This is a genomic window from Acidovorax sp. HMWF018, from assembly GCF_003061035.1.
Classification (GTDB): domain Bacteria; phylum Pseudomonadota; class Gammaproteobacteria; order Burkholderiales; family Burkholderiaceae_C; genus Acidovorax; species Acidovorax delafieldii.
In genome coordinates, this window is record NZ_QAIM01000399.1 from 20,401 (window position 1) to 22,777 (window position 2,377).

3 protein-coding genes are annotated in these 2,377 nt (G+C 69.3%); all 3 read left to right on the top strand.

Annotated elements, in window-relative coordinates; genetic code table 11:
• A partial coding sequence (locus DBR23_RS30815) for an amidase family protein (RefSeq protein ID WP_255581738.1) occupies positions 1-405 on the top strand: 405 nt, incomplete at its 5' end.
• A gap of 52 nt (positions 406-457) precedes the next feature.
• Positions 458-1,690, top strand: a complete 1,233-nt coding sequence (locus DBR23_RS16085; RefSeq protein WP_108498907.1) for an FAD-dependent oxidoreductase — start codon at positions 458-460, stop codon at positions 1,688-1,690.
• Positions 1,691-1,790: 100 nt separating this feature from the next.
• The coding region (locus DBR23_RS16090; protein WP_108498908.1) for an NAD(P)H-hydrate epimerase at positions 1,791-2,377 on the top strand (587 nt) is incomplete at its 3' end.

Consider the following 2,377-nt stretch of genomic DNA (forward strand, 5'->3'; position numbering starts at 1 on the left):
GTGCGCATGCGCATCGAAAAAGGGGCCACGCTGATGGCCTGGGAATACATCGACCTGCTGCAGGCGCGCCAGCAATGGATTGCACGCATGATCGCCGACATGGAGCCGTACGACGCCCTGCTGTCCCCCACCGTGCCCATCCTGGCGCCACTGCTGTCCGATGTCGCTCCTGCAGATGGTGCGGACAAGGCCCGGGACGCCGCCCGCGATGCCGAGTTCTTCCGCGTCAACAACCTGCTGCTGCGCAACACCAGTGTGGTCAATCTGCTGGACGGCTGTGCGCTGTCGCTCCCCTGCCACGTGCAAGGGGAACTCCCGGTCGGGCTGATGGTCTGGCACGGGGCGCTCAGGGATGACACGGTGCTCAACATCAGCCTGCAGATCGAGCAAACACTACAAAAATAATAGCTACCAGCGCATGATTCACTAGCGCTACAAGCCAAAAACACCCAAATTCATGAAGATTGCTATCGTGGGCGCCGGCATTGTCGGCGTCACCACCGCGTACGAACTGGCCAGCGACGGCCACGAAGTCACGGTGTTTGAACAACGCAGTGCGGCCGCCGAAGAGGCCAGCTTTGCCACCGCCGGGCTGCTAGCGCCCCACCTGCTCAGCCCCTGGGCGCTGCCGGGCTTCGGCCAGCCGCTGCGACTGATGGGGACACAGGCCACCCTGCGGCTGGCTGGCGGCCTGACCCGCGCCAACTGGGCCTGGCTGCGTCGCTGGCGCAGCATGGCGCACAGCCACAGCGCCCCGGCCGCCGCGGTCGAACGCCTGGCGCAATACAGCCAAGCTCGACTACAAGCCATTGCGAACCAGCATGAGCTGGACTTTGAAGCCAGCGACGGCCGCCTGGTGCTGCTGCGCACCGAAGAAGACCGCACCCGCCTGCAACCCGCGCTGCAAGTGCTGCGCGACAGCGGCGTGGCCCTGCGTGAGATCGACGCCGATGTGGCGCGCCAGATCGAGCCTGGCCTCTCGCCCGAAGCCCCGCTGGCCGGCGCGATCCACCTGCCCGATGCACGCGCCGGCAACTGCCGTCTGTTTGCACAGTTGCTGCGCCAGGGCATCCAGGGTGCGGGGGTGCAGTTTGTGTTCAACACCCGCGTAGACCGCGTCGGCACCAGCCCCACGGGCGTGGTGCTGCAGGGCGAAACGGACCTGCGACGCTTTGATGCCGTGGTGCTGTGCGCCGGCGTGGCATCGGCCACGCTGCTGCCCGCACTGGGCCTGGGGCTGCCCATGGCGGCTGTGTACGGCTACTCCGTGAGCGCCCCACTGCGCGAATCCACCCACGCCCCCCGCGCCAGCGTGGTGGATGCGGGCCAGCAAATCTCCATCACCCGCCTGGGCCAGCGCGTGCGCATTGCCGGTGGCGCTGAACTGGCCGGGGCCGATGCCGAGCACCACACCCCCACACTGCAGCGCCTGTACCGCACGCTGAACGACTGGTTCCCCGGGGGCGCGCAGCTCTCATCCAACCTGCAGATCTGGCGCGGTGCCCGCACCATGCTGCCCGACGGTGCCCCGGTGGTGGGCGCCAGCGGCGTGCCGGGCCTGTGGCTCAACACCGGCCATGGCGCTGGCGGCTGGGCCCTGGCCTGCGGCAGCGCGCGGGCACTGGCCGACCTGATCGCGCAGCGGGAACCTGAGGTGTCGCTGGACGGGCTGGGCATGCGGCGGTTCTAAGAGCCTGTTCACAGGCCCGCCTGCGCTTTGCCCGCACGGGGCATCGGCGCACAATGGCAGGCGCGCTGCCGCTGGCAGCAGCCTTTGCCCCCTGCAGCCCATGCACCGCATCACCGCCCACCAGCCTTATCCCCTGTTCAACGCGGCCGCCACACGCCGCCTGGAAAAAGCCGCGGCAGCCGCCCTGCCCCCGCACACGCTCATGCAGCGCGCCGGCCTGGCCATCGCCCAACTGGCCCAGTCGCTGGCACCCCACGCACGCACCGTGTGGATTGCCTGCGGCCCCGGTAACAACGGGGGTGACGGGTTGGCGGCTGCCATGCACCTGCAGCGCAGTGGCCGCAGAGTGGTCGTGACCTGGCTGGGCCAGCCCGATACGGCACCGGCGGATGCCAGGGCCTCCTGGCAGCGCGCACGGGATGCGGGCGTATCCTGGGCAGACACTGCCCCCGACGATCTGGGGGGCAACGACCTGTGCATTGATGCGCTACTGGGCATTGGCGTCTCTTCGTCACCCCACAGCCCCGCACGCGCGCCCGACGCAAGGCTCAGAGCCTGCCTGCAAGCCCTGCACCGCAGCCCGGCCCCCGTGCTAGCCGTGGACCTGCCCAGTGGGCTGGACGCGGACACCGGCCAGTTTGCCGCAGGCCTGGCGCCCGACACCCCACCCCACCTGCACCACCAGCG